General features: G+C 56.8%; 1 protein-coding gene. It reads right to left on the bottom strand.

The window, feature by feature from the left end:
* Positions 1–18 precede the first annotated feature (18 nt).
* The coding region (locus AUC69_RS06130; protein ID WP_141700631.1) for an integrase core domain-containing protein at positions 19–505 on the bottom strand (487 nt) is incomplete at its 5' end.

Here is a 505-nt window from a genome sequence, read left to right as displayed (position 1 = left end):
GCTGTGTGTACCGAAAACCTAGACTCGGACGTAGTGGTGATGCAGCCCGCCGAGGATGGCATTTGACCGGATGCTTCCGGTCGGCTGAATGGCCCGAGAAATCGGTGAATCTTTAGCCAAAGACCAGTGGGTTCTGATGTCGTTGTAATAGCGAGCATAGGCCCGCAAGATTCGCCGCAGATGGGCCTCGCTTAAGACGATGAGATGGTCGACGCACTTGCGCCGGATCGAACCGATCAGCCGTTCGGCGAAGCCATTCTGCCAGGGCGAAGCCGGCGCAATAGGTTTGTCCCGTATGCCCATGGACCGCAGCCTGCGTGTGACGATGGTGCCGTATATCCGATCCCGGTCCCGGATGAGATATTGCGGGGCATCATCCCACGGAAACGCCTCGGTTAATTGGCGCGCAATCCATTCTGCCGTTGGATTTGCCGTCACATTGATCCAGAGCAGCTCTCTGCGGTCTATGCGAACGATGACGAGCGCATAAAGAAGATTGAAGCTG

Origin of the sequence: Methyloceanibacter superfactus, assembly GCF_001723305.1 — a bacterium.
In the GTDB taxonomy this organism is placed as follows: domain Bacteria; phylum Pseudomonadota; class Alphaproteobacteria; order Rhizobiales; family Methyloligellaceae; genus Methyloceanibacter; species Methyloceanibacter superfactus.
The sequence above is the reverse complement of the archived record's forward strand: the minus strand, read 5'-3'. Positions and strand labels throughout refer to the sequence as shown.